Source organism: Persicobacter sp. CCB-QB2 (assembly GCF_001274635.1).
In the GTDB taxonomy this organism is placed as follows: domain Bacteria; phylum Bacteroidota; class Bacteroidia; order Cytophagales; family Cyclobacteriaceae; genus Persicobacter; species Persicobacter diffluens.
Genome location: NZ_LBGV01000001.1, coordinates 2014730 through 2041440, shown reverse-complemented (window position 1 = coordinate 2041440; position 26711 = coordinate 2014730). Strand labels below are relative to the sequence as shown.

Sequence of the window (26711 nt, the reverse complement as noted above, 5' to 3'; positions counted from 1 at the left end):
TTAAGCGTCTGGTTTAAGAGTCAAACTTGCCAGATATTGATCCTGTTCGTCAGTCATTAATAAATCACAATAAAAACCTGCCTTGTCCGCAATTTCCTGCATGGTGGCGAAGTCCACATACACCCATTTAAACCATTCGCCCTTCAGGCTCTGGAATTGGTAGCGGAAGTCAATTTCCCCATAGTAATGATCTTTAGGTTTGGGCTGATCATCATAAAGGTAAGTCACATCCGAGCTGTCAAAAAGGATTTCTCCGCTGTCATCCAGCAAAGTTTTTAACTTTTCTAACAGGGTGGAAACTTGTTCCAGGGTTTGGGCTAATCCAATGCCATTCATCATCAGGAGAATGGTGTCAAACTTTTCATCTTCATATTCGAAGATGTTGGCCACCTGGGCATTTTTGACGCCACGCTTTTTCATCACATCCACCGCCCCCGGAGAGGTATCCAATGCGACCACTTCACAGTCACGGTTTTGTAATTCCACCGCAAAACGACCCGCTCCGGCCCCAACGTCCAGTACACGTCCTTTGCAAGTTTCCAATGCCACATATTCCAGATCAGACATTTCGTCTTCTCCTTCAAAGAAGTAAGTGATGGGCATTTCATCCGCCTCACCAAATTGGTTATGGATAAAAAAGTTAGCATCTCGGTTGCCTGCCCAGTATTCCTTCAAGCCAATGCCGAGTACATCTTTAATCATATCGAAATCGTTAATTATGGCTTTAATAAAACAGCTTTTTTCGTCCTTTGAAACAAAATTGAAGGAAAAAAATCAGAAAATTTCGGGCGAAAAAAAAACGATCTCAAATGCATGAAATCGTCCTTTTTATTTCTTATAATGCCGTTTTGTTAATTTCGACTGCGAAAATTAAAGGCTTATCTTTTTAGCATATTCAGCTTGATTTGCGTTAGTCTTCTTTTAGTATCCTGTGGGAAATCACCACGCATTACCCAGTCATAATAGGCGGGCTCACGTTTCAGAACTTCTTCTACCGGCTTGCCTTTGTGCTTTCCAAAATTAATCAATGGAACGCCCTCCTCCGAGTACACCATTCTTCCGGCCAGGTCCACCTGATTACTGGAGCTGATGCGGTCAATCACTTTCATGTCATTTTGAATAGTGCCCAACAAGTTTCCTTTCATGTCAAAGGCCTCTTCTCCCTCGTACTTTTCTACCTGCGCCTTAAAAACCTCTAGAGTGGCAATTGTATCCGCCTCAGCAGAGTGGGCATCTTCCAGTGTTTTGCCACAATAAAATTTGAAAGCAGCAGAAAGATTACGTTTTTCCATCATATGGAAAATTTTCTGCGCATCAATCAGGTTCCTTTTGGTGATGTCGAAATCAATCCCCACGCGGTTAAATTCTTCCATTAATAGTGGCACATCAAAGCGCACAATATTGAATCCCCCCAAATCACAACCTTCCAGAAAGCGCGCCAAATCTTTGGATACTTCTTTAAAGGTAGGGGCGTCCTTTACATCCTTGCTGTAAATGCCGTGGATCAGGGAAGTTTCAACCGGAATCGGAATTTCAGGATTAATTCTGGAAACTAATTTTTCCGTGCTGCCATCAGGATTTTGCTTTACAAAGGCATATTCCACGATACGGTCAGCTGTTATATTGACACCGGTAGTTTCTAAATCGAAAAATACCAGTGGCTTGTTTAATTTTAAATTCATGATTGCGTTATCGTTGAGCGCAGATTGCGCGGTGTTGTTTATTTGGTCCAGTCGTCGGCAAGTTCCATAATTGGTACTCCTGCCAAATTTCCGGAAGTCATGATCAGTAAGTTGCCTTCCTTGGCCAAACCATTGAAAGCGGCTTTAAGTTCTTCGGCATTGCGCACATATTGAATATCATCCTTTTTAAAGGCAGCCTTTATTTCTTCCTCCGAAATTGCAGGTAAGCCTTTGTGCTGAAGTACCTGTTCATTCACCAGTATGATAGGCTGTTTCGCACTATCCAATGCTCCGGCATATTGGGGAAGGAAATCTTTATTTAGAGAACTAAAGGTGTGTAATTCTAAAAGCACCTGAGTGTTTCGGTCTTTGAATTGCTCGGCAACCGCTTTGGTAGTGGCCATGACTTTACTGGGCGAATGGGCAAAGTCCTGATAGACCATGGCCTCCGGGGTGGTTTTCAAAGGCGTCAGGCGTTTGTTGGCGCTTTCGAAAGTAGCCATGGCTTCGTAAAACTGGGTATCGGTAATGCCCAATTGCTTACAAATGGCTTTGGCACCCGCCAGGTTTTCCATATTGTGTTCGCCAATGATATTGACCGCCACTTTGCCATTATCGGTTTTCAGGAAAGTTTGTCCGTTTTCCACCGTATAAGCGTGTGTCTTATAAGGAATGCTGTTGACATCCGTTCTTTTGGTCTGCCCGATTTTCTTCACTTCCGGATCCTTTTCATTGTAAATCAGGGAGCCGGCCTTGGGGCTTTGGTCAGCCAGGTCATGGAACAATTGCACATAGCCTTCATAAGTAGGGAATACGTTAAAATGATCCCAAGCAATACCGGAAATCAAAGCGATGTGATGATGGTATTTCAGGAATTTCGGGACACGATCCAGGGTGGAGTTCAAATATTCGTCTCCTTCAATGATGATGACCGGAGCGTCCGAAAGCTGCACCGATAGGTCAAAGCCTTTTACCTTAGATCCGACCAGATAATCAAATTCCTTTTGCTGAAAGTTCAATACGTGCATCACCATGGCGGTTATACTCGTTTTGCCATGGCTGCCAGCGATGACCACTCGCTGTTTATTTTTGGATTGTTCAAAGATAAATTCCGGAAAGGAGTAAATCTTCAGCCCCAGCTCCTGTGCTTTGGCAAGTTCCGGGTTGTCCTCGCGGGCGTGCATTCCCAATATGATGGCATCCAGCTCAGCATGAATGTTTTCCGGATTCCAGCCATTGTGCTCCGGCAGCAGGCCTTCGGTTTCCAAAGCTGATTTGGCAGGGTCGAATATTTCATCGTCAGATCCGCTGACCTGATGTCCGGCACGTTTTAAAGCGATGGCTAAATTGTGCATAATGGCGCCGCCAACCGCAATTAAATGTATCTTTAGGGAATTATGATTCGTCATGGATTTCATTTAGAATAGAAAACAAAAATAGAAATTTATTAAAGGCGCCCAAAGTTTGCCGGCCTTATTCGATGCCATGCGATTATGATTTTTTAAGATGGAAAGGGAGAATGGGAAGGAGATTGAACTTTGGGAAGAAAAGAGGGTTTAGAAGTCTTGCTTCCTTGTTTGGTTAGCGTATATTTGCGAACTTGTTTCACTGCTAAAATTTCCCATAATAGGATTTTAGTGTGATTCGACTTAAATTTTGACGGCATTCGCCATTTCACGAATATATGATGTCTGAGGAAAAAGAATTGGGTGCAGGAGCTTTTCGCTTGCCAGTTACAGGAAAAGAGGGGGTAGCCAAACTGCCAACAAAAACAAAACTGCCGACTACCTTGGCTACGGGGAAAATCCCTCCGCAGGCCAATGAATTGGAGGAGGTGGTTTTGGGTGCGTTAATGTTGGAGAAAGATGCGCTGACCAATGTGATTGATATCCTGCGTCCGGAAAGTTTTTATAAAGAAGGGCACAAATTAGTCTATAAGGCCATTCGTGATTTGTTCAATGACGCCGAGCCGGTGGATTTGATGACGGTGACCAACCGTTTGCGTAAGAATGGTGATCTGGAAAAAGCCGGAGGACCCTTGTACCTTTCCAAGCTGACCTCCAAAACTTCCAATGCTGCTAATGTTGAGTTTCATGCCCGCATTATTTCTGAGCAGGCTATTAAAAGAGAACTGATTCAGGTGGCCTCTAAAATCCAGACGGAGGCTTATGATGATACCCGTGATGTATTTGAGCTGTTGGATGATACGGAGCGCTCGCTTTTTGAGGTGACCAACTCCAATATTCGTAAGTCCGTATCGGATATGCGTTCGGTAATGGGACAAGCCATTGCAGAGCTGGAAGCCAAAAAGACCATGAAGGATGGTTTGACCGGAGTTCCTTCCGGACTGACCCAGCTGGACCGCGTGACGGCCGGATGGCAGCCTTCCGATTTGGTGATTATTGCGGCACGTCCTGCGATGGGTAAGACGGCATTCGTATTGACAGTGCTTCGTAATGCTGCGGTAGATTTTGACAAACCTGCGGCGATATTCTCTTTGGAGATGTCCAACGTACAGCTGGTGAATCGTTTGATTTCAGCGGAGGCGGAACTGGAGTCCGAGAAGTTGAAGAAAGGGATGTTGCAGGACTTCGAGTGGGAGCAATTGGTCGAAAGAACCAACAGACTGACGAATGCGCCGATTTTTATTGATGACACCCCGGCACTTTCCATACTGGAATTGAGAGCGAAGTGTCGTCGACTGAAGGCACAGCATGATATTCAAATCATCATCATTGACTATTTGCAGCTGATGTCCGGAGATTCCAAGTCCGTGGCAGGCGGTAACCGTGAACAGGAAATCTCCTCCATCTCCCGAGCCCTGAAAGGTTTGGCCAAGGAGTTGAATGTGCCGGTAATTGCGCTTTCGCAGTTGTCTCGTGCGGTGGAAACCCGTGGTGGTGATAAGCGTCCACAGCTTTCCGATTTGCGTGAATCTGGTGCGATTGAGCAGGATGCCGATATGGTAATGTTCCTTTACCGTCCGGAGTATTATGGAATTACACAGGATGAGGCCGGTAACCCGACAGCAGGTACTGGTGAGGTGATTATTGCCAAGCACCGTAATGGTGCACTGGACACCGTTCCCTTGCGATTCATCGGTAAGTACACCAAGTTTGAAGATTTGGATTTGGGCGGATTCCAGAACTTCTCCCGCATTCCTGATGGCTCTGCTTCTTTCGATCCTGAAAGTAATGGCATGATTATCCAGTCTAAAGCCAATGAGGGCTTAGGAGAGCCGCCAACAAATATGGGAGTGCCTCCGGAAAGTGACGGGCCGGCGCCTTTCTAAAGAAATTAAGATTTATAATTTTATTTGATAAATGAAAAACGTTTCTAATTAACAATTGGAGACGTTTTTTTTTGTGCCTACGAATCCTTGTATTAATTTGAAATTTAATCATCAATCGAGGCTCATAAATTATGGATTTTTGGGATAAAGCCGGAGAGGAGAAACCTCCAATAGCAGGAACCTGGACCAATTTGTATCTGTGGACCATTGGTATTTTTTGTTTTTATGTTATCATATTCACCATTTTAACACAGGTATTTTCATGAATTGGTTAGACTGGATTGTCTTAATCGGAACGCTGCTTTCCATTGTTGGCTATGGGATTTTTAAAACCCGGAATGCGAAGGATATCAAGGGATTTCTGCTAGGGAATAAAGAACTGAAGTGGTGGACGATCGGGATCTCTATTATGGCGACGCAGGCTTCTGCCATTACCTTTTTGTCTACTCCGGGGCAGGCTTATGCCGATGGCATGCGCTTTATGCAGTTTTATATTGGAATGCCTTTAGCCATGGTGGTGCTCTGTGTTACGGCCATCCCCATCTTTTATAAGCTGAATGTTTTTACCGCTTATGAGTATCTGGAAGGTCGGTTTGATTTGAAAACCCGTTCACTGGCAGCCTTTCTTTTCCTTTTTCAGAGGGGGTTGGCGGCAGGGATTACCATTTATGCACCCTCTATTATTTTGTCCACCTTATTGGGTTGGCCCTTGTTCCAAACGAATCTGATTATCGGGGTACTGGTCATCTTTTATACCGTGTCCGGTGGAACGAAAGCTGTAAGCCAGACCCAGCAACATCAGATGACCATCATGATGGGGGGAATGATATTAGCCGGTGTTTTAATTGTATATCTGTTTCCCAAAGACTTCACGCTTTCTGATGGGGTCGCCCTGGCTTCGGGTCTGGATAAGATGGAGCTTATTTCCTGGAAATTTGATCTAAGTGATCGTTATAATATCTGGTCCGGAATATTGGGAGGTTTTTTTCTTTTCTTATCATATTTCGGAACCGACCAATCGCAGGTACAGCGTTATCTTTCCGGTAAGTCAATGACGGAGAGTCGTTTGGGGTTGTTGCTGAATGGCATTTTGAAAATCCCCATGCAGTTGATTATACTTTTTATTGGGGTGCTGGTGTTTGTGTTCTTTCAGTTCGAAAAGTCGCCGCTGTTTTTTAATACTTCCGTCGTAAATCTGGTATATCAAACGGAAGGCAGGGAAGATTTTCAGGCCCTAGAAAAAGAGCATGAAGCAGTTTTTGAAACCAAAAAACAGGTGATCGCATCATGGGCGAATCAGGACCATTCCCCGGAGTTAATGACCACCATTAATGAGCTGAATGAAAAGGAACAGGAGCTTCGGGCGCAGGCGGTGGAGGTGATTAAGGCCAGTGTGCCGGAAGCGGAAACCAGAGATACCGATTACGTCTTCATTACCTTTGTGATGCGCTATTTGCCGCATGGGATCATTGGCTTGCTGTTGGCGGCCATATTTTCGGCGGCCATGTCTTCTACTGCTTCTGAATTAAATGCTTTGGGTTCCACCACTTTGGTGGATATTTATAAAAGAAACATTAAAAAGGACGGAGACGATGAACATTATCTGAAAGCTTCGCGCTGGTTTACTTTTATGTGGGGTGTTATTGCGCTGATTTTTGCCTCTTATGCGTCTATGTTTGAAAACCTGATTCAGGCGGTCAATATTATCGGATCTTTATTCTACGGCACTATTTTGGGAATTTTCCTGACCGCCTTTTACCTGAAAAAAGTTCAGGGAGATGCGGTGTTTGTGGCAGCGCTGATCGCAGAAGTGTGTGTGGTAATTTTGTATAAATTCACGAATGTCGGATATTTGTGGTTCAATTTGATTGGTTGTGCTTTGGTCATATGTCTAAGCATGATTTTTCAGCAGTTTTTCAAAAATAAACAAGAGGTTACAGCTTAATGGGGCGTAGGATAGTGATCATCGGAGGAGGTGCCGCCGGCTTTTTTGCCGCAGCGAATTTGCAGCAATTACCTAATGATGTGGAGGTGGTGATTTTAGAAAAATCGAATAAAACCCTTTCCAAGGTAAAGGTTTCCGGTGGAGGTCGATGTAATGTCACCACTTCAGTGGATCAGGTCGGGCAGTTAGTGAAGCAATATCCCCGTGGTGAAAAGCCGCTCCGGAATTTATTTAAAGCCTTTGGACCTGTGGAGTTGCGCCAATGGTTTGAGGAAAGAGGGATTCCCCTGAAAACCGAGGATGACGGGCGTGTTTTTCCTACTTCAGATAGCTCTCAAACGATTATTGATTGTCTTCGGGAAGAAGCGCAGCGTTTGGGGGTGAAGGTCATGCATGGAGAACAGGTCGTAGATTTATCACAAAAGCCCGAAGGATGGACCGTGACCACTAGTGGAGGAAAGCTATGGGAGGCGGATTTGGTGATGGTGGCCATGGGTGGTCATCCGAAATCTGCTGCATATGATTGGTTGTCCGCCTTGGGACTTGAGCTTGAAAAGCCCTTGCCTTCTTTATTTACTTTCAATATTCCGAATAGTCCATTGCTGACTTTGGCCGGTACTTCCGTGCCTTCCGCAGAGTTGAAAATTGCCGGCACTAAATTTAGCTATACAGGTCCTTTATTAATTACCCATTGGGGTTTAAGCGGACCTGCGGTATTAAAACTTTCCGCTTTTGCGGCCCGGCATTTAGCGGAAAAGGATTATCAATTTCAGGTATTGGTGAAATGGGATCAGGAGTGGAATGAAGATGCAGTCCGGAACTGGGTGAGTGAAAACCGGAATAGTCAGGCGAAGAAAAAGATAGTGAATTGTCCGCTACGCCCATTGACCCAGCGCCTGTGGAGTAACCTGATGGAACTGGCCGGGATTCCGGAAGAGATGCGCTGGGCGGATTTGCCAAAGAAAAGCGCCAATAAGCTGATTAATGCGATGGTATCGATGCCATTTGAAGTGGCGGGAAAAACCACCTTCAAAGAGGAATTTGTTACGGCCGGAGGCGTAAAATGCAGTGAAGTGGATTTTAAAAGTATGCAGTCCCGAAAACTGGCCGGTTTATATTTAGCCGGAGAAGTATTGGATGTGGACGGGATTACCGGTGGTTATAATTTCCAAAATGCCTGGAGTGGGGGCTATGTGGCTGCCCGGCATATGGTGGAGCAGCTTAAAAATTAACCAGAATTATTCGCCAGTAAATAAAGTGATTCAGATTAAAGGACTTACTTCCCATTCAATAAGATTAGGGTTGCTGATTTGTTAATAACCCAAATTGGGGCAAGCTTGCTTTCTCCTCATACCGTTACTTCGTTGGCAATAACCCGAAACGGGAAAAATTCCTTCATTTTTCCCGGCTTTCGGCTTATCGAGGATTTAAGCAGGAATAATCCGGGTTAACAGTTTCGGAATGCAATTCCCAATATCGGGCTTGCGCTTCACGAACAATGTCGAGGGCGGAATTTTGATCTTCCCAGCCTTCCAGATCCATCTTATGATCCTCAAAGCGGGCATAAGCGGTCAGGAATAGTTCAATCTCTTTCATTAAACCGGCGTCTACCTGATGCAGGTTGAATATTTTATTCCAGCGAGGATCTTCCACGGGAATGCAAATGAGTTTGTGATCCGGCCCTTCCTCTTCAAACATTTTGAACAATCCAATGGGGCGGGCATGAATTATACAGCCGGGAAAGGTAGGCTCATCAATCAGCACCAGGGCATCCAGGGCCTTGTGGTCTTCGTCTAGCGTATTCAACACCAGGCCATATTCAGCCGGGTAACGAAGGTTATGGAAAAGGGTGCGTATAAAACGAATGCTTTTGCTTTCCTCCTCCCAAACGTATTGGTTTTTGCTCCCTTTGTTGGTTTCTACTAATACTCTGATGTGTTCTTCTTTGCGGTGGGGGTTCATAATTTTAGTAGATTGTGTTCCTTGAGGAGCGGAGATTATTGACTATTTTTGAGCGGCAAATGCTGCGTCGTATACTAAAAATACAAATTATTCTAGTTTTCCCAAAAGCAATATTATTTCGTAATGTCAACAGCGCTTTCACATCCGGTCCACTTTAAGGTGTATCCTTATCAATTGGCTTTTAAATTTGATGCGGGAACTTCCCGTGGAGTCTTAAAAACCAAAGATACCTGGCTGATCAAACTGGAGTCGGGAGGCAAGGTGGCCTGGGGAGAAGCAGGGCCATTGAAAGGGCTAAGCATAGATGATGTGCCGACTTTTCAGGAAGAAATCGAAAAAAAATTGCAGAGCTGGCAAAGCCTTCAGGAAGTGCCTGACCGTTTGGATGCCATCAGTCAATGGGCCAAAGAGCAGGTGCCGGATCATTTGCCCGCTTTTCGTTTTGCCATGGAGACTGCCTTTCGGGATTTATTTCAGGGCGGGATACGGAAAATATTTGATACGCCATTTTTTAGCGGAGCCGAATCGATTCCGATTAACGGTCTGGTGTGGATGGGAGAAGAGGATTTCATGGCCGGGCAGATGGAAGAAAAACTGAAAGCCGGTTTTTCCTGCATCAAGATGAAAATCGGGGCGATTGATTATGATCGGGAGATGAACTTACTGCACCGATTGCGTAAGCAGTTTACCGCCAATCAGCTGGTGTTGCGGGTAGATGCCAATGGGGCTTTTGCGGAGGATGAAGCGGCTGAGGTATTACGGGATTTAAAACGGCTAGAGATTCATTCCATTGAACAGCCGGTAAAAGCAGGGCAATGGGAGGCCATGGCCAGACTTTGTGCGCAGGAAATTACGCCTATCGCCTTAGATGAGGAGCTGATAGGAGTGATGGCGGCTTCGGAACGGGAATTGTTAATGAAGACTATTTTGCCGCAATTTATCATCTTAAAGCCCACTTTGGTCGGGGGATTCAGGATTCACTGGATTGGATTTCTTTGGCAAATAAGTATAGCCAGGGTTGGTGGATGACTTCAGCGTTGGAATCGAATATCGGGCTGAATGCCATAACCCAATTGACTTCTTTCCTACAGGTGAAAATGCCGCAGGGTTTAGGGACCGGGCAGTTATATCACAATAATTTTAGCTCTCCTTTGACCATCAGGAAGGGAAGTATCCATTATAAAAATGAGTTGCCTTGGGAAATTGGACTGGAATAAGTCAAATTATGCATCGGTAAATGTGGTCTGTCGACAAAACTCGCGTATCCACATTGGGCTATGGGTGTTTTTAAACAGAATATAGCGCAGACAAATTCATCAGTCCACACAAAGGTTTTATTCTCGAAGCAAAAAAAGTTTTTTATTTGATTAATAATTGCTCAAATCAGGGCAGGCTTTCTTTCTCCTCTTTCATCCGTTTTCTTGGAAAAACTTGAATTTGGAAAAATTCCGTCATCTTTCTGCCTAGCAGCTAAACGAGTATTTAAGCATGCATAATTTGGTTTCAGCTGGAATAATCCGGCTTATTAAGGCAAAAGCCGGGCTAAGGGCATGATCCTATAAAAACGGTCAGTATAAAAAAAACTCCTCCAATCCAGGAGTTTTTTTATGTCTTTTTTCAAGTTTGAAAACCACTATGGGTTATTGGGTTTCCGTTTTGAGCGATTTCGCTTTGTAAGGATTTTATCTTCGGGGTTGGAAACTATTTTCGCAAAAGGAGGATATTTTTTTTAATATTGAATTTTTTCCCAAAAAAATTATGCATAAATTATAATAAGCGCAATGTATTGGCGATGGGAAACATACCCCTTGTACTACGGGTTTCTTTCAAGTTAAACTATTGCCGCACTATGAGTTTCCTTTTTTGGTATATGAATAGTGAAGTTGTTAATAGTTTTTTCGCTTTCCTTTTCGGTAAGATAGGGTGTGAAAATTTCCTGATCGACAATGCCTTCGTTTGATTTAACCTAAAACAAACTTTTTCCTACTTATGAAAAAAGGAGTATTACTACTCGGCATGCTTGTAATGATAGGCATGGAAACTATGGCCGCGGGTTACCAGGTGCTTTTGCAGGGTAACCGCAACACGGCGATGGGTAACCTTGGGGTGGGCTTGCAACCTGATCCCTCCAGCATTTTTTGGAATCCCGGCGCCTTAGCTATGGCGCACCAAAGTGGTGTTGCCCTTGGGGTGAATATCATTAATTCAAAGATCAATTATTGGGATTCAGAAACTCCCGGAAGCAGTTATACCACTACTACGGATTCCCCTCTTGGTACGCCATTTCATGTTTATGGGGCGTTTCAGCCCAAAAATAGTGAGGGGGAATATAGTAATTGGGCCTTTGGCCTGGGGGTTTATACGCCATATGGTTCTTCTGTGGAGTGGGATCCGGCCTGGAAAGGGAATTCGTTATTGCAATCCATTGATTTGCAGGCCATCTTTTTTCAACCCACGGTGTCTTACCGTATTTCAGACAGATTTTCTGTAGGGGCCGGATTGGTGATTTCCACGGGTTCCGTTAACCTTCAAAGAGGCATTCCTCAGGTGGGTCCTGATGCGGGTATTGAGCTGGATGGTTCCGCTGATATTGCCTTCGGTTATAATGTGGGGCTTTACTTCCAGGCTTCAGAAATGGTGAATCTGGCTTTTAGCTATCGATCGAAAGTAGATGCAGCAGTGAAAGGAGGCGATGTGACTTTTAAAAATATTCCAGCATCCATTTATGTCACGGGCCTATTCCCGGAGGGAGGTACTCAGTTTGATGCCACCTTACCTTTGCCTTCAGTGGCCTCAGTGGGGGTAACGGTAACACCGGATGAAAAAGTGACCATCGGCTTTGAGGGTAATATTGTGGGTTGGTCGGCTTACCAGTCTCTGACTTTTGATTTTGTAGATCCTATCAACGGCGAGCTCAGAACCTCTTCCCCTCGTGATTATGAAAATGCGCTACAATTTAAATTAGGGGCGGAGTATTTATTGACTCCTGCCTGGGCATTACGAGCGGGGATTTACTATGACCAAACGCCTGTTCAGGATGGTTATATGACGCCGGAAACGCCTGGAGCGGATCGCACCAATCTAACCTTTGGCTTTGGCTGGATGCCCACCGAGCATTTAAGGGTGGATGCCTCTTTTCTTTGGGTAAATGGACAGGAGAGAAGACAGTCCTTTGCTGATGCGGCCAATGCAGGTACCATTGCCGGCTTCGATGCCGATGGTAATGTGACGGATGTGAATGGTCCGGTACAGGAAGTTATGCCGGGAACATATAAGTCTACCGCTTTGATCGGTGGTGTTACGGTGACCTATTTGTTTTAATGCCTAATATTTTGACTCATGAAATTAATGAATAACTATATTAAATTATTGGCCGGAGCAGCCTTATTATTAGGCTGTCGGGAGATTCAGGATGTGCCTTCGCCTTCGGCTGGAACAGCTGATTTTTCCAAATATGTCGCGGTAGGAAATTCTCTGACGGCCGGATATGCCGATGGTGGTTTGTATGAAGAGGTGCAAAAACAGTCTTACCCCTTAATGATCGCCAACCAATTGCGTGAAGTGGGAGGAGGAGCATTCTCTCAGCCGGAGGTTCAGGGAAATGGTTCCGGCTATTTGAGGTTTGCGGGTTTGGACGCCAGTGGATTGCCGGTTTTAGAGGTGGAAGAAGCAGATCCCTCTTTCTTGCAAAATTTATCAAATGGCCCAAATTTTGGCAATATGGGCGTTCCGGGTATTCGTGTGGTAGATGCGGCAGTGCCTAATTATGCTGATTTTAATCCTTTCTTTACCAGAATGTTTCCGGGAGAATCCGCACCGGTATCCTATCAGGATGTCCTGGCGTCTTCCGATCATACCTTTTTCACTATGTGGATGGGTAATAATGATATTTTAGGCTTTGCGGCTTCCGGTGGAGTAGAGGGCGTTGGAAGTCCATCGGACCCCTCAACAGGTTGGATGGATCAAATTACGCCTACGTCAATTTTTTCCGGTGCATATGCAGCTTTAACTGCTGTGATGACCGCAGGTGATCAGAAGGGATTGCTGATTTCTGTGCCGAATGCTTTGAACAGCGCTTATTTTACCACCGTGAATGCGACCTTATTACCGCTTTTAGAATCTCCTGCTGTCGCGCCTTTGGTGACCTTTGATCAGGCAACGGCGGATCAGGCGAATTTATTATACTTATTAGGCGGCTTTAATGGTGCTAATTTCGTGGAAGGAATCAATTTGCCTATGATTCAGTTAGGCCCCGGCACATCCAATGATGTGCGTGCTTTTTTACCAGCCGAAGATTTGGCATTGTTGACTTTTGCGGAAGTGCAAAATGAAATTTTGGTAAATGGAATGGGGTATTTGAACTCGACTAATGTAACGACCCTGTTAACCGATATTGCTACAGTAGAGGCCGGGGGATCGGTACCTACGCCACTCATTATTGTTTTAGGTTTGATTACCGGAGATGATGCCACCCTGGCAGGTCTGACCTTACAGTATGTGGGGGCACGAAATGCGGGTGCAGATGCCGCCACACTGGATCGTATTGCCGGTCAGGTTTCCTTGGCTACCGGAGGACAGGTAGATTTAAATGTTTTGGTGCCGGCAGCGGAAGCTGAGGTCGGAACGCGTGCATTATTGGCGCCCATCCCCACCCAATATGTGTTGGATAATGGCGGAAGTGACAATTATCCCAATGAAATTGAAAGTGTAAAAACGGCTACCACGGCATTCAATGCTGCCATCAAGTCCATTGCAGATGCCAACCCCAATTTAGCTTATTATGATATTCAGCCATTATTGGATCAGGTGATAGGCGGGTATTATGTGGACGGGGTGACGATTACAGGGGATTATATTACCGGGGGAGCCTTTTCAACCGATGGAATTCATTTGACACCCAGGGGATATGCGGTTGCTGCTAATGGAATTATAGGCGCGATTAATAATAATTTTGCCGCCTCCATTTCACCGGTTTTGGTGAATCAATACCGAGGAGTTGAATTTCCATAATCCTTAAGGGGGTTAAGCCGGGTGATTCAGGCTTTAACCCTCCTTGAGTTGCAAGCTGGAGAAAATGAAGGAATAGTTTTCTATTTCGATTTATTTCCAAGCAGGCAGAGAAAGGAGGAGTAAGTAAGCTTGCCCAAATGGAGGCGATTGAATCATCGGAAATAGGCCTCAAATGAGTTGAGGGCAAGTTGCTGGAATTGATTTATTAAATCTAAGCGGCCATCATTAGGCTTCGTTGAATATTAAAGAATAATAAAAAAACCGCTAAGTGATTAGCGGTTTTTTTGTGGCTTTACCATACCTGAAAGTAAAGCGGGATCAAAAGTAAGGCGCCTGCGGCAAAGAATAACACCAGCATCAGCGGAAGCATCCATTTAAGCCATATTTGATAAGGTACCTTTGCAATCGATAAAACACCCATGGTAACCCCGCTGGTAGGGATAATCAGGTTGGTCAGCCCATCTCCGAATTGAAATGCCAAAACGGTGGTTTGTCGCGAGATGTCCAGTAAGTCACTTAGTGGGGAAAGAATGGGCATCGTTAATGCGGCCTGTCCGGAGCCGGAAGGAAGTAGGAAGTTCAGGCTGCTTTGAAAGGCCAGCATGGCCATTACCGAAACCGAACGCGGCAAGCCCTGCACACTATCAGAAAGTGCATACAATATGGTGTCGATGATTTTTCCATCCGTAGCAATGACTAAAATTCCTTTACACATGGCCACGACTAGTGCAGCCGTCATCATTTCTTTGGCTCCCCCAACAAAGGCTTTGTTGATGTCTGCCGCAGATAAGCGACCAATGACACCCGAGATGATGCCCATTCCTAAGAAAAGCCCTCCAATCTCTACCATATACCAACCCTCAACTGATACTCCCCAAATTAAAAGGCAGATACCTAATCCGAAAATGATCAGGACAATCATTCTGGAAAGTGTCAGGTTTTCCAATGTTTTATCCTCCTGTTCATTTTCTTCAAAATGCAGTAGTTTTTTGTCGGGATTTTTGGTGATGCGGTAGGCGTAAATCATTAAGTAGGCAACGGTAATGCCTGTAAAAATCAGCCATACCAAAGTGCGGTATTCCCATCCTGAGAAAAGTGGAATTTCTGCTATACTTTGTGCAATGCCGATGGTAAAAGGGTTGAGGATAGCTCCGGCAAAGCCTGCACCGGCACCCACAAAAGGAATGGCGACGCCCAGTATAGGATCTAGCTTTAAAGCTTTGGCCAGTGGCAGCGTAATCAAGATAAAGACCAGCACTTCCTCGCTCATCCCAAAAGTGGCCCCGGCCAGGGAAAAAAGAATGATGATTACCGGTAGGAGAATCCATTGAAAAATTGGCTTTTTGTGGCAAATGCTTACCACTTGTGCCAGTCCGGCGGAAATGGCTCCCGTGGCGTTAATAATCCCGAAAGCTCCCCCGACGAATAAAATAAAGGCAATAATTTCTGCGGCAGCACTAAAGCCTTTTAATGGAGCGGTAAATACGCTGACCAGCGGCTGTGGATTGGCGGTTACTTCCTGATAGGAGTTGGCCACTAATACCGTACGTTCATTGACTTCGGTACGAAGGTATTCTCCTGCCGGTATTATATGAGTAAATCCTATGAAAAACAGGAGAATAAAAAATACGATGACTAAAGTATCGGGTACTTTAAAATTATTGGAGGATTTATTCATTAAATAGACGTTTGGATTTTTCAATTTTAGTAATAAAAATACGCAGCTTTTTGTATTTGCCCTAAAAATTTCAAAAAACTGCTTAAAAATTTATCTTAAACTTGACTCATTTGTGAGAATTTCATTATATTCGGTTAAGTTGAAATTATAAATAAATATGAAAGTATTCACTATTCCTCTTTGTAAGTCGCTTTCTCTTCAGGGCTTGCAACCTATTTTCGACAATTAGTCGCCTCTTATTTGAATCCGCCCGGATTCAGGAATAGTTTGTCTTATTTATTATAACCTTTATTACTACTTATGAAACTCCTTCCTTTTTGGTGGGGGCTGATCTTTTTATTTTCGATTTCTAGTGCTAATGCTCAGGGTGCCTTGTTGTTGGTGGGTGGAGGAAGTGAGCAGCATGGGGGCTGGAGCGATGCGCCTTATCAATGGTTCGTGCAGCAAGCAGAAAATAAGAAGGTGGCGATTATTAGCTATGCCCCGGAAGAGGATTCCTGGCTGTCGCAGTATTTTGTGTCATTAGGCGCTGCGGAAGCCCGGCATTTTCAAATTGATGCCTCAAATGCCAATGAGGCCTCCCTTATTGAGCAGCTATCCTCCTTTGATGCCTTCTTTTTTAAAGGAGGGGATCAATGGAAGTATTATCGATATTATCAGGCTTCCCGCTTTGCCGATTGGCTTCGTATTCGCTTTGAACAGGGGGCAGCTATTGGGGAACCTCTGCAGGAATGGCCATTCTTGGCGAATGGGATTTCACTGCTGAAAATGGAAGTTTGCTACCTGTAGATGGCATGGAAAACCTGGATGCGCGTTATTTTCGTTTTCAAAAGGAGCTATTGCCCTGTCTACCGGGATTTATTACTGATACACATTTTGCCGAGCGTGGACGATTACCTCGGATGCTGTCCATTCTAGGGTATATGCAGTTGCGCAAGGGAGTGGAGTTGTGGGGGTGGGGGTTGATGATCGTACTGCCCTGATGGTAGATGCCACAGGGGTGGCGACCGTCAGTGGTACCGGAGCCGTGACCTTTGCTGGCATTTCCGGGGCATTGTCGGCAGAAGCAAATAGTCCCCTAAAGGCAGCAAGTTTTGATATAGTTTCGTTAGTGCAAAATCAAAAGTTTGATTTAAAAACTAAGGAGGTTATGACGCAATTCGAAAAAGTTTATGTGTCAGTTGATCAGTCTTTTATCAATAGAGAGATGGCCTTGGTTGGAGATTTGGATGATGCCAATGTTAAGCAAAAATCTATAGTATTTTTAAATAATATTGAAGGTAAAACGTTAGTTATTGCTCAAAATAATTTCTTTTCAGAAGGTAGTTTAAAAGAAGCGGTTCATGTCCTTGATCATGAATGGCCGGAAGGTACCAGACAGTGGCTGCCTGAAATTACCAAAATTGTTTTAGCCACGGATGATTATGCCGCGGTAGCCGCATTGTTGGAGGATGAAAATTATGGTCCGTATTTACAGGCGCTGTTAAAAACTTCTTCAGTGGCGATCCTGGCTGGTGGGGCGAGTGTCAAATTTGTTGGGGATGTTTTTTGTAATAACCTCCGCAGTCGCGATGACCATGCTTATAGAGGAAACCTGAAATTTGAGCAGGGACTAGGCTTATTACCCGGCGTGATGTTGATGGATGCTTTTCTAGAGGAAGGAGATTTTGCCGAGAATGAAATGGCGACCTATCAATATGGCTTATGGACCCACTCCTTGTCTCGTGTCATCTCACTCGATGCCCGGGCTTTTATAAAGACCACAATAGTGGATGATCAACTAGTATTAGAGGTACCTGAAGGAGTACAATCTTTATGGGTCGTAGAAGCCGTGGACGGTGGCTATCTACCGGATGCCAATAGTAACCGTCAGATTATTTCCTTTGCAAAAATGAAGGCGAGCATGCGCTATGGGGAGCTTTATCCCTTGGGCAGCCTATCGGAAGCTGATGACCCGGCGCGACCTGAATTGCCTGAAGCGCCAACACCATTAAATAGTATTCCAAAAATCACTGACCCGCTGGGTGCAGGAGAAAAATATTGGCAATTGTATGATGAGGATGGCCGGCTGGTGAAAGCCTGGCATTCTTCCGATCATTTCTTTCGCCAGCCCGTGGTTCCTGATGGTCTATATATTGTCAATGGACAAGTAAACGGACAATACCTAGAGGGAAAAATTTATATCAGCAAAAATCCTTAACCTGACATGACCAATTTACTACTTATTTCCGGGAGGGCGCATTTCCTGCTTTGGACCTTGCTTCTCCTCCCATGTTTAACAATGCCGGCCCTGGGGCAAACCATTCAGGGCAAAGTGACCGATGCCGGCAACGGGGATGCCCTGCCCGGAGTGGCCATTAAAGTCAAAGGGACCTCTTATGGGACGATTACCGATGTTGCGGGTGCTTACCAGTTGGAACTGGACGAGTATCCAAAGGCAAAATTGATTTTTACTTTTTTGGGGATGAAAACCCAGGAAGTGGTGGTCGGAACTCAAAGTCGCGTGGATGTTCAGCTCGTGTCGGATTCTCAGGAGTTGGATGAAGTCGTGGTGATGGGTTATTCCGCTGAAAGTAAGCGGATGCTGACGACCTCTACGCAGGTGGTAAAAAGTGATAAGCTGGAGGACCTTGCTGTGGGGTCTTTGGATGCGGCGCTTTCCGGTCAGGCGGCCGGGGTGCAGGTGACGCAAAACTCGGGTACGCCCGGTAGTGCTTTGTCTGTGCGTGTGCGTGGGGTAGGTTCTGTGAATGCCGGTAACCAGCCTTTGTATGTGATTGATGGAATTCCGGTAACGTCTGAAAATGGTAGTCAGGTGAGCTTCAGTGGTCAGACGATCAGCGCACTGTCTGATCTTAACCCTTCCGATATTGAAAGCATCACCATGCTGAAGGATGGAGCGGGAGCCGCGATCTATGGGGCTCGTGCAGCGAATGGGGTGGTTTTGATCACCACCAAGAGAGGAAAGAATGGTAAGGATGTGATCAATTTCAATGCTTATTATGGTATTCAGCAAGCCTGGAAGCAATTGGATTTATTGAATAAGGAACAATGGTTTGAATATAAAAACGATCAGTTGGGTTTTGAGAAATACTCGCCGGAATACATTGCGAATTACGAACACGATACGGATTGGCAATCGGAGATTTTCCAAGTAGCGCCACAAGCCAATTATGATCTATCTGCTCAGGGCGGGAATGAAAGAACGAGTTATTTCCTTTCAGGAAGTTATTTCAGACAGGATGGTATTGTGAAGGGGAGTGCTTATGAAAGAATGTCCTTGCGCCTGAATCTAGATCATATGCTTTCCGAAAAGTTGAAAGTGGGAAGTAGTTTACAATTCACCTATTCGGATACCGATCGTATTGAAGGAGACCAATCGTTGAACGCTCCCTTGCCCAATGCCTTATCATTGCCAGCCATTTATCCGGTGCGCAATGAGGATGGTAGCTTCAATGAAGATGGTCCTTACGCCAATCCGGTTGCTATTGCGGAGAATGCCGTGAATAAGGCCTACAGTTACAGAGGATTGGGGAATGTTTATCTGGATTATGAGATTATTTCTAATTTGAATTTCCAGCTTAAAGGAGGTTTCGATTATTATCAACTTCGTGAGCATAGCTATGATCCGGTGACCACTCGTCAGGGAGCGACCTATAATGGATTAGGGTTTAATGCCAATAGCCAAAGCTTGAATGCGACTGTTAATGCCACCCTGAGATACAACAAACAGTGGGCGGATGTGCACCGATTGGATGTGTTGCTAGGCTGGAGTGCGGAGCAATATCAAAGAAGAACCAACTTCCTGAGAGGGCAGAACTTTTCCCGTCCGGAATTTGAATACATTACTTCGGCCTCGGAGATTGTAGCAGCGGACAGCTATGGTTTGGACAGAGGAATCAACTCTTATTTCTCCAAAGTGAATTATGGCTATGCGGATCGATATCTGTTTACCGCCAGTGTACGTCGCGATGGTTCCTCGAAATTCGGAAATGATAACCGATATGGTTTATTCCCAGCAGCCTCTTTTGCATGGCGCGCGATTGAAGAGTCCTTTCTTCAGGGGCGTAAAAACCTTTCCAACTTAAAATTAAGAGTGGGCTATGGACTGACCGGAAATGACGCCATCGGCGACTTCCGCTATCAAGCCTTGTTCTCTTCAGGATCTGACTATTTCGGACAGCCGGGTATTCGCCCTTCACAATTGCCGAATGAAAGTTTGCAATGGGAGACCGTAATTCAAACCAATGTCGGTTTGGATATGGGCTGGTGGAACGATCGCTTGAGTGGTAGTTTCGATTATTATATCAAGACTACGGAGGATATGTTGCTTTCCCGTCCATTGCCCTTGTCCAGTGGTTATTCTTCTGTGATGTCCAATGTTGGGTCGATGCAGAATAAGGGTTGGGAGTTGCAGTTGTCTTACGATGTGCTAGCGCAATCCAAATCAGTGTATTGGAATACGAGTCTGAACCTGGCCTCCAATAAAAATGAGGTCTTGAAACTGTACAACGGTCAGCCGATCGATAATATTGGTCGCGGATCCAACCGCATTCAGGAAGGCAGTCCGATCAGTGTTTTTTATGGCTTTGAGGCCCTTGGCGTGGATGCTTCCACCGGTGATATGGTCTTTGCCGATTTGAATCAGGATGGAGAAATCACCACTGAGGATCGTACGGTCATTGGAAACCCTCATCCCGAGCTTTTCGGAGGTTGGAATAACCAACTGCGCTGGAAGGGATTTGATGTGCAGTTATTTTTCCAATTTTCTTATGGGAATGATATTTATAATGGTACCCGCGTTTATCTGGAATCCATGAAGGGAGCCGATAATCAGATGACAACCATTCTGGATCGATGGCAACAGCCAGGAGATATTACCGATATCCCACGGGCGACGGCGAACGACCCGAACAATAACAACCGGACATCGAGCAGATTTGTGGAAGATGGGAGCTTCTTGCGATTGAAAAACCTAACGGTGGGTTACAGCTTGCCACAGCCGGTATTGGAAAAGCTTCATTTGAGAAAATGTCGCTTCTATGTCAGTGGACAGAACCTATGGACATTGACGAATTATTCCGGTTTGGATCCGGAGGTGAATTATGCCGGAGATGACGATGTGCGATTGGGAACGGACTTTTTCACCTATCCTAATCCCAGAGTATTTGTGGCTGGTGTCAATTTAACCCTTTAATGAATCGCTATGAAATCCTTTAAAATAATCTATCTTTTTCTATTCTTTAGCGCTGGTCTTTCGGCCTGTGATGGATTGCTGGATGTACAGCCCGTGGATGCGGTAACGGCCGATCAGGCCATAACGGATGCCGCAGGTTTGCAATCTGCAATGTTAGGGGTGTATGACGCCTTTCAGTCCAACAGTTTGTATGGTCGGGATTTATACATTGTCGGGGCCTTGTCCTCCGGTGATGCGGAAAGAACCGGTACTTCTCTGGATTATCAGCAAATCAGTAACCGCAATATTTTGGCGGATAATGCGGTAACCGAAGGGATTTGGGCCCAAAGTTATACGGCGATTAATCAGGCGAATGCGGTGATTGCAAAAGCCAACAGCCTGGGTAATTTGACGGAAGAACAAAGAGAACAATTTTTATTACAAGCCTATGGCTTGCGTGCTTTGGCGCATTTGAATTTGGTGCAACTTTTCGGTGCCATTCCTTATCGTGATCAGCCCGTACAGGGCTTGGAGGGACTGGACATTGCCCGTACTTCGGAAGCCGAAGTATATGAAAATATCTTGGCCGATCTGGAAATGGTGGCAGAATTTAGTGCCACGGTAGAGGGACGATCGTTCATGAACTTGTCCGGCATCATGGCGCTGGATGCGCGTGCCTCTCTGTATTATGCCACTTTTTTAGCGCAAAATGGGCAATCCGCGGGGCAATGTATCAGCGCGCTTTTGATAAAGCCGCCACTTTGGAAGCTTCAGCAGGCTTTGATTTGATGGGAGCGTACAGCACCGTATTTGAAAGCCCGGAAAACGATGAGATTCTATTCGCATTGAACTATAGCATTCAGGATCGTAACCGTATGGGTTATTATTTATCTCCAACAAGCGTAGGGGGAAGAGGAGAAGTGGCTTACACCAAGTCTTTGTTCAATGCCTATTCCTCTGGTGATGCCCGTAAGGATTTCATCTTCAGAGATATTCCAACTTTGGATGGTCAGCAAGTCACCTCAGGGGTGGCCAAATATTCGGATGTTTCCGGTGGGGCTGATCCTGTGGTTGTATTCCGTCTTTCCGAAATGTATTACATCATGGCAGAAGCCTTATGGGCACTAGATGGGATGTCGGCAGAAAGCCAAATCCTAGCCTTATTGAATATAGTAGAAGAGCGCTCAGGTATGGAGGTACGCAATTTGGGCAGTCGTCCGGTGAGGACCATACTGGAACTGAAAAGGAAAGAGTTGTGCTTTGAGGGACACCGTTGGGTGGATATTTGTCGGACGGAGAGCTTTGATTTGATCTCCGGCATGCTACCAAACGAACGTTATTTCCCGATTCCACTAGCTGAAATTCAAACCAATGAACTGATCTCTGAAGTAGATCAAAATCCTGGTTACTAATTACCCCATTGAATTACAGTGATTTTTCCAGAGGTGGCTAAGAGCGCTACCTTCTGGGAAATCCAAAAACTTATAACCTTAACCTTTAATCAAATTACATGAAAATGATTAACCTTTTTCGCCAGTTGAAAAATATTGGCTTCTTTGCCTTGATCGGGATGATCTTGGCATCTTGTGGAGGCGATGAGCCCGCACCGCCATTGGCTTCTGTCGTAGCAAATTTTTCCTATACGGTAGACAATGAGGGCTTCGCGCCAGCAACAGTGACTTTTACAAATGAGTCTTTGGCGGCTACTACTTACCAATGGGATTTCGGTGTGGAAGATGGGACTTCCTCTGAGGAAAATCCTACCTTCTTGTACGAGGATTTCGGTACGTATACGGTAAGTCTTACCGCGATTTCTGAAGATGGTCGTGAGGATACCAAAACGGAGCAGATCATCATTAAAGATCCACTAGGTGGTCGTCTGCCAACGCTTTACTATACCGACAGAGCAACGGGTATGATTCATATGGTGGTATTGGATGAGGATGCAGAAACACCCGTAGTGCAATCTTTCGGAGGAGATCACTTTAAGCCTTATGGTATTTCAGCGGATTTGGAAAATGAGACAGTATTTGTGGTGGGGCATGAAGATGGTATCATTTTTAAATATGATGCTTTGGTGAACGGTGATAAAGAGGTGTTGTTCAATATTGCTGACGAGGCTGATGCCCCATTCGTCGATTATCCTGCGGGAATTACCGTAATCGGATCAAAAATTTTCTGGGGAGCCTATGGAGGTATTTACACTAGTAATTTAGATGGGAGTAATCCACAACAGTTAGTGGAGGTTGTAGGTGGAGATTCCTCGCCTTTGAGTTTAAGCTATGATGCTGAAAATGATTGGATTTACTTCTGTAATGATAAATATGATTTTGATGGCGGAGTTTACCGTGTTCATACAGACGGAACTGGATTGGAATTGGTGATTGACGGTGTTGATACCGGGGCAATCTCATACTTGGATGGTAAGCTGTATTATTTTGAATATGAGGAAGGTGGCGTAATCTATGATATTGCCGGAGGATCAAAGCAAACTTTTGTTGAGTATCCTGTAGAGTTTGTTTGGGGGACGATTGCAGACCCAATTACTGAAAAAGTTTACTGGACGGATCGTGGTACTGAAGATGATGGTTCCGATGGTGTAATATGGTGTGCTAATTTGGATGGATCAGAGCCGATGATGCTATTAGAGGCCGCTGATGCACCGAATGGTATTTTGCGTCCTTATGCTTTGGGACTGGGTTTATACTAAAAACGGATAAAGACTGACCAGCCTGTCGGCTTTGTCCGGCAGGTTTTTTTACACTATGAGAAATTTTTTAATACTGCTCAGCCTGATGGTGCTGGTGTTGAATACGACCTGTACTGCCCAGCATCCCAAAGGGAGCCTGTTCATTATCGGTGGAGGTAAACGTCCATTGTCCCTGATGAAGGAGATGACGGATAAGGCCAAGCTGGAAAAAGGATACGGCCTCATTTTGCCACAGTCCAGTGGTGAGCCAGACTCTTCGGCTTATTATGTTTTGAAGCAGTTTGATGCGCTAGGATTTCGTAATGTAGGTGTTTTACAAGGAGCTTATCAGGAGGAATGGTCGGATAGTTTGAAAAATGCCTCCCTGATCTATATGACCGGGGGAGATCAAAATCGCTTCATGTCCACCTTTCAGGGATCACCCCTGAAGCAGGTCATTCAGACAGCTTATCAAAATGGGGCGATGATTGCCGGAACGAGTGCTGGAGCCGCCTTGATGAGCGAGCAGATGATTTCGGGAGATGAACGACATTATCCGGATTACCGAGACACCAATCGCCATATAGAGGAGGAGAATGTGATTTATAAACCAGGTTTAGGCCTGTTGCAGCATGTCCTTGTAGATCAGCATTTCATTAAGCGGTCACGCTATAACCGTTTGATTGCAACGGCGATCGAATACCCATCCAAAATTTGCGTGGGGATTGACGAGTCTACAGCCCTTTATGTGAAAGGCGAAAAAGGACTGGTGGTGGGCGAGAGTCAGGTTGTTTGGATCAGGGCCTTATCCGGGAAAAAAAGTAGGCATGAAAAAAAGCTGGGCCACCAGAATCTGGGTTTAAAGATATATCTGCCCGGAGAAGAAATTGATTTAAGAGAAGTGCATAACTGAGGAAGAGTATGAAGCAATTTGCATTAGCGATACATGGAGGAGCCGGTACTTTGTTGCCGGAAGAAATCACGCCTGAAAAACAACAGGCCATTGATGAAGGACTACGCGCTGCTGTATCAGCAGGAGAAGCCATATTGAAAAATGGCGGAAATGCAGTGGAGGCGGTGAAGATGGCGGTAATTTCCCTCGAAAACTGCCCATTGTTCAACGCAGGCAAAGGCGCCGTTTTGGACCATGAAGGGAGCTTTGAGCTGGAAGCCTCCATCATGTGTGGAGAAACCGGTGAAGCCGGGGCGGTGGCCGGAGTACGGAATGTGAAAAATCCGGTAGCCCTGGCGGAAGAGGTGCTCAAGGATGGGCGATTTGTCATGCTGCATGGGGAAGGTGCTAAAGACTTTGCTACGGAGAAAGGTTTGGAATTAGTGGAAGATGAATATTTTCTGACGGCTGGTCGGCAAAAACAGTGGGAAGCCGCCCGCGAAACAGGCGAGATGTTGGTGGATCATGATGGAGAAAGGAAATTTGGCACCGTTGGGGCAGTAGCTTTAGATATGGACGGTAACCTGGCGGCCGCCACTTCTACCGGTGGTTTGGTCAATAAGCAATATAGCCGTCTTGGGGATAGTGCGGTGATTGGCGCCGGAACATATGCAGATAATGATACTTGCGCCATCTCCTGTACAGGATACGGGGAATATTTTTTGAGAAATGTGGTGGCTTTTGACATTGCGGCGCGTATGGACTATGGCGCCAAGTCTTTGGAGAAATCGGCGCAGGAGGTGGTCATGAAAAAATTGGTTGAGCGTGGTGGTGAAGGCGGCATCATAGGTTTAGATGGAGAAGGCAATATTGCATTGGTTTTCAACAGCGCCGGCATGTACCGTGCATGGGTGAAGTCTGGAGGGGAGATCCAAACCGCCATTTTTGAATAGAATAAAATATCGATGCAGTCTTGTCATCCTGCTTCGGGTGAAAAAGAATTTGAAAGTACATTTAAGCAAACAGATGATCGGGAGGATCGGAGGGTAAAGCATTTATCCACCGGTTCTCCATTTTTTTTGCGCTCCTTCGTCATCATTTTGACTTCACCGGTAGATTATTGGCTTTAATCATTGGTTGGTGATCGAATTTGTATTTATTTCGAATATTGTCATAAATTTGATAATCAATCAAACGGATCTGTGAAAGAATCATAATATGAAAGACCTACTGTCACTGATAGGAAATACACCACTGGTAGAATTGGCGCATTTGAGTCCAAAGCCTACCGTTAAGATATATGGCAAATTAGAAGGACATAATCCGGGTGGCTCTGTAAAAGACCGGGCGGCTTATGGAATGATTAAAGGAGCTATAGATCGTGGGGATTTGAAGCCGGGAATGAAATTAATTGAGGCGACCTCCGGGAATACAGGCATTGCCCTGGCCATGATCGCCCGATTGATGGACGTGGAAATTGAGCTGGTCATGCCAGAGACGGCCACTGCGGAGCGCGTCAAAACCATGGAAGCCTATGGGGCAGTGGTGACGCTCGTGTCCGCTTCAGCGGGTATGCTGGGTGCGCGTGATTATGCCCTGGAGAAAGTAAAAGAGGGAGGTTATTTCATGCTCAATCAGTTCGATAATCCTGATAATTACGGCATGCATTATAAAACCACGGGCCCGGAGATCTGGCGCGATACGGAGGGGACGGTCACCCATTTCGTCTCTGCCATGGGGACAACGGGCACGATCATGGGGACTTCCCGCTACCTCAAGGAGCAGTCCGAGGCGGTGCAGATTGTGGGGGTGCAACCAACAGAAGGTTCCAAAATTCCGGGTATTCGTCGTTGGCCGAAAGAATATCTACCCAAAATATTCGAACCAGAGAGAGTGGATCAGACGATCGAAGTATCGCAGGAGGATGCCACCATTATGGCGCGCCGATTAGCCAAGGAAGAAGGCGTATTTGGTGGGATGAGCAGTGGGGGAGCCGTAGCCGCAGCGGTTCGTTTAGCGGAAACTCTGGAGGAAGGGGTAGTGGTATGTATAATATGCGATAGAGGTGATCGCTATTTGTCTTCCACTCTTTTCGCTTAGGAGAATATGCCGCTTAAAGATTTCAATTAATATAACTCTACAATAATAAGAACAATAGGTATCCCAATTGGGGTGCCTTTTTTTGTTTTTTGAAGAATGGAGTGCATTAGTTTTTTAAATGCTTTGCGGAATTTTTTACCTCAGATTAAATGTAGTTCCCAGCGAGACAGGCTCTGGATTTAATGTTATTTTAATTTTACGGAAATAAGTCACTCTTGTACTTTCTCATTAAAAATTGTTTTGTTTTTTTTAAATTTTGAAGCCAAATAAAGCGTGTGGATTTGA

At 45.2% G+C, this 26711-nt stretch carries 22 protein-coding genes; 17 read left to right on the top strand and 5 right to left on the bottom strand.

Annotated elements, in window-relative coordinates; all coding sequences use genetic code 11:
• The 3 genes from NG22_RS09040 to murC form a co-directional block, all read right to left on the bottom strand.
• A complete protein-coding gene (locus tag NG22_RS09040; RefSeq protein WP_053405452.1) occupies window positions 1–702 on the bottom strand; it encodes a bifunctional 2-polyprenyl-6-hydroxyphenol methylase/3-demethylubiquinol 3-O-methyltransferase UbiG in 702 nt (233 codons plus the stop codon).
• A gap of 176 nt (window positions 703–878) precedes the next feature.
• Window positions 879–1682 carry a 3'-5' exonuclease gene (locus tag NG22_RS09035; RefSeq protein WP_053405451.1) on the bottom strand — a complete coding sequence of 268 codons (804 nt, stop codon included), beginning with the start codon at window positions 1680–1682 and terminating at the stop codon, window positions 879–881.
• A 38-nt stretch (window positions 1683–1720) separates the two neighbouring features.
• Window positions 1721–3091 (bottom strand): UDP-N-acetylmuramate--L-alanine ligase, encoded by a 1371-nt coding sequence (murC, locus tag NG22_RS09030; protein ID WP_053406913.1) that lies wholly within the window; start codon window positions 3089–3091, stop codon window positions 1721–1723.
• A gap of 275 nt (window positions 3092–3366) precedes the next feature.
• On the opposite strand from murC, the gene dnaB reads away from it, so the two are divergent.
• From dnaB to NG22_RS09015, 3 genes are all read left to right on the top strand, one after another.
• Window positions 3367–4974 (top strand): replicative DNA helicase, encoded by a 1608-nt coding sequence (gene dnaB, locus NG22_RS09025; RefSeq protein ID WP_253275665.1) that lies wholly within the window; start codon window positions 3367–3369, stop codon window positions 4972–4974.
• Window positions 4975–5236: 262 nt separating this feature from the next.
• The gene (locus tag NG22_RS09020; protein ID WP_053405450.1) at window positions 5237–6919 is read left to right on the top strand and encodes a sodium:solute symporter; all 1683 of its coding nucleotides are present in this window, start codon (window positions 5237–5239) and stop codon (window positions 6917–6919) included.
• Window positions 6919–8151, top strand: coding sequence for an NAD(P)/FAD-dependent oxidoreductase (locus NG22_RS09015; RefSeq protein WP_053405449.1), 1233 nt, complete (start codon window positions 6919–6921; stop codon window positions 8149–8151). Before NG22_RS09020 ends, NG22_RS09015 begins: the two co-directional genes overlap by 1 nt.
• A 184-nt stretch (window positions 8152–8335) precedes the next feature.
• On the opposite strand, the gene NG22_RS09010 is transcribed toward NG22_RS09015, so the two are convergent.
• Window positions 8336–8881 (bottom strand): inorganic diphosphatase, encoded by a 546-nt coding sequence (locus NG22_RS09010; protein WP_053405448.1) that lies wholly within the window; start codon window positions 8879–8881, stop codon window positions 8336–8338.
• 123 nt (window positions 8882–9004) lie between these two features.
• On the opposite strand from NG22_RS09010, the gene NG22_RS09005 reads away from it, so the two are divergent.
• From NG22_RS09005 to NG22_RS08990, 4 genes are all read left to right on the top strand, one after another.
• Window positions 9005–9910: an enolase C-terminal domain-like protein gene (locus tag NG22_RS09005; RefSeq protein ID WP_367379230.1), complete on the top strand. Its 906-nt coding sequence runs from the start codon at window positions 9005–9007 to the stop codon at window positions 9908–9910.
• On the top strand, window positions 9907–10098 hold the full coding sequence (locus tag NG22_RS18315; RefSeq protein ID WP_367379229.1) for a hypothetical protein: 192 nt from the start codon (window positions 9907–9909) through the stop codon (window positions 10096–10098). The genes NG22_RS09005 and NG22_RS18315 overlap by 4 nt, the downstream gene beginning before the upstream one ends.
• Before the next feature lie 772 nt (window positions 10099–10870).
• Window positions 10871–12202, top strand: a complete 1332-nt coding sequence (locus tag NG22_RS08995; protein WP_053405446.1) for an OmpP1/FadL family transporter — start codon at window positions 10871–10873, stop codon at window positions 12200–12202.
• 27 nt (window positions 12203–12229) lie between these two features.
• Window positions 12230–13891, top strand: coding sequence for a hypothetical protein (locus NG22_RS08990; protein WP_216597613.1), 1662 nt, complete (start codon window positions 12230–12232; stop codon window positions 13889–13891).
• A 292-nt stretch (window positions 13892–14183) separates the two neighbouring features.
• Here the strand turns inward: NG22_RS08990 and NG22_RS08985 are convergent, their stop codons facing one another.
• On the bottom strand, window positions 14184–15569 hold the full coding sequence (locus tag NG22_RS08985) for a YfcC family protein (RefSeq protein ID WP_053405444.1): 1386 nt from the start codon (window positions 15567–15569) through the stop codon (window positions 14184–14186).
• A gap of 300 nt (window positions 15570–15869) precedes the next feature.
• Between NG22_RS08985 and NG22_RS08980 the strand changes: the two genes are divergently transcribed.
• The 10 genes from NG22_RS08980 to cysM all read left to right on the top strand — a co-directional run bounded on the left by NG22_RS08980 (window position 15870) and on the right by cysM (window position 26426).
• The gene (locus NG22_RS08980) at window positions 15870–16358 is read left to right on the top strand and encodes a hypothetical protein (protein WP_053405443.1); all 489 of its coding nucleotides are present in this window, start codon (window positions 15870–15872) and stop codon (window positions 16356–16358) included.
• Window positions 16346–16552 carry a hypothetical protein gene (locus NG22_RS17790; RefSeq protein ID WP_172674358.1) on the top strand — a complete coding sequence of 69 codons (207 nt, stop codon included), beginning with the start codon at window positions 16346–16348 and terminating at the stop codon, window positions 16550–16552. The genes NG22_RS08980 and NG22_RS17790 overlap by 13 nt, the downstream gene beginning before the upstream one ends.
• Window positions 16519–17769, top strand: a complete 1251-nt coding sequence (locus NG22_RS08975) for a hypothetical protein (protein ID WP_053405442.1) — start codon at window positions 16519–16521, stop codon at window positions 17767–17769. The genes NG22_RS17790 and NG22_RS08975 overlap by 34 nt, the downstream gene beginning before the upstream one ends.
• A gap of 6 nt (window positions 17770–17775) precedes the next feature.
• Window positions 17776–20766: a TonB-dependent receptor gene (locus NG22_RS08970; RefSeq protein WP_082305035.1), complete on the top strand. Its 2991-nt coding sequence runs from the start codon at window positions 17776–17778 to the stop codon at window positions 20764–20766.
• A gap of 9 nt (window positions 20767–20775) precedes the next feature.
• Window positions 20776–21534 carry a RagB/SusD family nutrient uptake outer membrane protein gene (locus NG22_RS08965; protein ID WP_053405440.1) on the top strand — a complete coding sequence of 253 codons (759 nt, stop codon included), beginning with the start codon at window positions 20776–20778 and terminating at the stop codon, window positions 21532–21534.
• Entirely contained in the window at window positions 21507–22157 is a 651-nt protein-coding gene (locus NG22_RS08960; RefSeq protein WP_172674357.1) for a RagB/SusD family nutrient uptake outer membrane protein, read from the top strand. The genes NG22_RS08965 and NG22_RS08960 overlap by 28 nt, the downstream gene beginning before the upstream one ends.
• Before the next feature lie 104 nt (window positions 22158–22261).
• The gene (locus tag NG22_RS08955; protein WP_172674356.1) at window positions 22262–23455 is read left to right on the top strand and encodes a PKD domain-containing protein; all 1194 of its coding nucleotides are present in this window, start codon (window positions 22262–22264) and stop codon (window positions 23453–23455) included.
• A gap of 55 nt (window positions 23456–23510) precedes the next feature.
• Window positions 23511–24347, top strand: coding sequence for a cyanophycinase (locus tag NG22_RS08950; protein ID WP_053405437.1), 837 nt, complete (start codon window positions 23511–23513; stop codon window positions 24345–24347).
• An 8-nt stretch (window positions 24348–24355) separates the two neighbouring features.
• Entirely contained in the window at window positions 24356–25279 is a 924-nt protein-coding gene (locus tag NG22_RS08945; RefSeq protein WP_053405436.1) for an isoaspartyl peptidase/L-asparaginase family protein, read from the top strand.
• A gap of 265 nt (window positions 25280–25544) precedes the next feature.
• A complete protein-coding gene (cysM, locus tag NG22_RS08940; RefSeq protein WP_053405435.1) occupies window positions 25545–26426 on the top strand; it encodes a cysteine synthase CysM in 882 nt (293 codons plus the stop codon).
• Window positions 26427–26711 lie beyond the last annotated feature (285 nt).